We start from the raw sequence: 3052 nt of genomic DNA, 5'->3' as shown, positions 1-3052 counted from the left end.
GCGGCGTGGGGGAGCCCGGTGCAGCAGGCGGCGTTGACTGCGACCCGGGTGGAGGTGCCCTCACGGCGCAGGACGACGAAGCCGGTGTCGGCGAGCTTGCGCAGGTGGTGCGAGCAGGTGGACTGGCTGATGCCCAGCGCCTCGGTCAGCGCGCCCACGGTCAGTTCGCCGGGGTGGGTGGCGATGGTGTGCAGCAGGCGTACCCGCGTGGGGTCGGCAAGGCAGGCGAACCACTCGGCGTAGGTGGTCGCGTCCTGGCTGGCCAGGCCCGCCGGGGGCTGCGTGGTCGTCATGGCACCAGTCTATCGACTGGTGTCGATGGTTGACTCTATCGATTTGGCTCGATAGAGTCCGGCGAGTTCGATCGATGTTCGACGATGGAAGGGGTGGCTTGTGGACGGGCTTCCGGTGGTTGTGGTGGGCGCGGGCCCGGTCGGGTTGGCGGCGGCGGCTCGACTGCTGGAACGCGGGCTTCGGCCGCTGGTGCTGGAAGCGGGCGGGCAGGCGGGCGCGGCGGTGGCCCAGTGGGGCCACGTGCGCTTGTTCTCCCGGTGGTCGGAGCTGGTCGACCCTGCCGCGCGGGAACTGCTGGAAAGCGGGGGGTGGACGGCCCCGGCAGGCGAGGACTGCCCCACCGGCGCGGAGTGGGCGTCGCGCTACCTGGCACCGCTGGCCGACGCCCTGGACGGGCACGTCCGCTTCGGGGCGCGCGTGGTCGGGGTGGCGCGTCGAGGACGCGACCGCGTTGTGGACGCTGGCCGCGACAGCGAGCCGCTGACCGTGCACGTGCGGACCCCGGAGGGGGAGGAGCGGATCACCGCGCGCGCCGTGGTCGACGCCTCCGGCACGTGGGGCTCGCCCAACCCGCTGGGCGGGGACGGGCTGCCCGCGCTGGGTGAGCACGCGGCGGCCGACCGGATCGCCTACCGGGTGCCGGACCTGGCCGCGGGGGAGGAGCGCTGGGCCGGGAAGCGGGTCGCGGTGGCGGGGAGCGGCCATTCGGCGCTGACCTCCCTGGTGGCGCTCGCTGATCTCGCCGAGCGGCGTCCCGGCACGCGCGTGGTGTGGCTGCTGCGCCGCGGCGGGGTGGGGGACATCTTCGGCGGCGGCGCCGCCGACCAGCTCCCGGCTCGCGGGGCGTTGGGCCTTCGGGCGCGCGAGGCGGTGGAGGCGGGCCACGTGGAGGTGGTGACCGGGTTCCGCACCGCCGCGGTGGAGCGCGAGGGCGAGCGGCTTGTGCTGGTCTCCCAGGGCGGGTGGCGTCTGGACCCCGTCGACGAGGTCGTGGTGGCGACGGGGTTCCGGCCGGACCTGACCTGGTCCTCGGAGTTGCGGCTGGAGCTGGACTCGGTGCTGCAGGCCCCGGCGCGGCTGGCGCCGCTGATCGACCCGAACGCGCACTCGTGCGGCACCGTCTACCCGCACGGCGCGGCCGAGCTGCGCCACCCCGAACCCGCTGTCTACCTGGTGGGGATGAAGAGCTACGGCCGCGCGCCCACGTTCCTGGCGCTGACCGGCTACGAGCAGGTGCGCAGCGTGGTCGCCGAGATCGCGGGCGACCACGAGGCTGCGGCGAAGGTCGAACTGGTGCTGCCGGAGACCGGTGTGTGCGGTGGGGCCGGGCTGTTCGACGCTCCCGTCGAGGAACAGAGCGGCGGGTGCTGCGCCCCGACGACGGTTGAGGCGCTGCCGCTGTCCGCGCCACCCGCCCGCTGACCGGAAGCGGCACGTCACCGCTCTGCCGCCACACCCGAGAACACCGGAGGACCGGACCTTGACCTGGATGGACGCCCTCGTCGTCGGCGGAGGGCAGGCCGGACTGGCCGCCGCCCACGCCCTGCGCCGGGCCGGACTGGCGCCGGTGCTGCTGGAGGCCGGGGCGGAACCTGTGGGGGCCTGGCCGTCGTACTACGACAGCCTCACCTTGTTCTCCCCGGCCTGCCACAGCGGACTGCCCGACATGGCCTTCCCCGGCGATCCCAACCGCTACCCGCGCCGCGACGAGGTAGTGGACTACCTGCGCGATTACGCCCGGCGCCTGGTCGACGAGCGCGCCGTCGACATCCGCACCCACCACCGCGTCCGGGCCGCCCACCACGACGGGACGGGCTGGCGGGTGGGGCTGGCCGACGGCTCCGAGCTGCGCGCCCGGTTGCTGATCGCGGCGACCGGCTCGTTCGGCAACCCCCACCGGCCCGCCCTGCCCGGCCTGGAGGCGTTCACCGGCGCGGTGCTCCACTCCGCCGAGTACCGCGAACCCGCCGGGTTCACCGGGCAGCGGGTGGTGGTGGTCGGCGCGGGCAACACCGCGGTGCAGATCGGCGTCGAGCTCGCCGCCCACGCCCGCGTCACCCTGGCCACCCGCACTCCGGTCACGTTCGTCCCGCAACGCCCGCTCGGCCGTGACGTGCACTTCTGGTCCCGGCTGCTCGGCCTGGACAGCGCGCCGATCGGGCACCTGCTGCGGACCCCGCCGCACCAGCCGGTGCTCGACCACGGCCGCTACCGCGCGGGACTGGCTGCGGACCGCCCGGATCAGCGACGGGTGTTCACCGCGGTCGAGGGCTCCAAGCTCATCTGGCCCGACGGCGCCCGTGAACACGTGGACACCGTCATCCTGGCCACCGGCTACCGCCCCGACCTGTCCTGGCTCACCGACCCGGACGTCCTCGACGGCGGGCGACCGCGTCAGCGCCACGGCCTGTCCACCGTCCGGCCGGGCCTGGGGTTCGTCGGCCTGGAGTGGCAGCGCTCCCTCGCCTCGGCGACGCTGCGCGGTGTGGGGCGCGACGCCCACCACCTCGTGCGCCGCCTGATCCGGGGTACGCGCTAGGCGTGGCGGGCGAGCTTGACCGCCGAGACCAGCAGTACCACGGCCAGCGCGGGAATCAGGACCAGGTCCGGGACGACATCCAGGAGCACGAGCTGGAGCGCCGGTGCGAGGGCGAGCGCGCCGAGGTCGGCGGTGTGCGTGAGCACCAAGGCTGCGGCCATGAGCACCATCAGGGCGGCGAGGACCTTGTAGAGGGTGGCGGTGCGCATCCGCACCGCC

The 3052-nt window shown here is 74.6% G+C and carries 4 protein-coding genes; 2 read left to right on the top strand and 2 right to left on the bottom strand.

The window, feature by feature from the left end; all coding sequences use genetic code 11:
• On the bottom strand, positions 1–293 hold a 293-nt coding region (locus ACTUAL_RS15170; RefSeq protein ID WP_440900705.1), incomplete at its 3' end, for an ArsR/SmtB family transcription factor.
• Positions 294–393: 100 nt separating this feature from the next.
• On the opposite strand from ACTUAL_RS15170, the gene ACTUAL_RS15165 reads away from it, so the two are divergent.
• Both ACTUAL_RS15165 and ACTUAL_RS15160 read left to right on the top strand, forming a co-directional pair.
• A complete protein-coding gene (locus ACTUAL_RS15165) occupies positions 394–1716 on the top strand; it encodes an NAD(P)-binding domain-containing protein (RefSeq protein ID WP_440900704.1) in 1323 nt (440 codons plus the stop codon).
• A 67-nt stretch (positions 1717–1783) separates the two neighbouring features.
• Entirely contained in the window at positions 1784–2833 is a 1050-nt protein-coding gene (locus tag ACTUAL_RS15160; RefSeq protein WP_440900706.1) for a flavin-containing monooxygenase, read from the top strand.
• On the opposite strand, the gene ACTUAL_RS15155 is transcribed toward ACTUAL_RS15160, so the two are convergent.
• Positions 2830–3052, bottom strand: a 223-nt coding sequence (locus ACTUAL_RS15155) for a hypothetical protein (protein WP_440900703.1), incomplete at its 5' end; no start/stop codon positions are given. The genes ACTUAL_RS15160 and ACTUAL_RS15155 overlap by 4 nt on opposite strands.

It is taken from the genome of Actinosynnema sp., assembly GCF_052038725.1.
This window is presented reverse-complemented; position numbering and strand designations above follow the sequence as displayed.

Excerpts from the sequence above, each read along its gene's own strand:
- ACTUAL_RS15160 (WP_440900706.1), top strand. The coding sequence starts at position 1,784 with ATGGACGCCCTCGTCGTCGGCGGAGGGCAGGCCGGACTGGCCGCCGCC.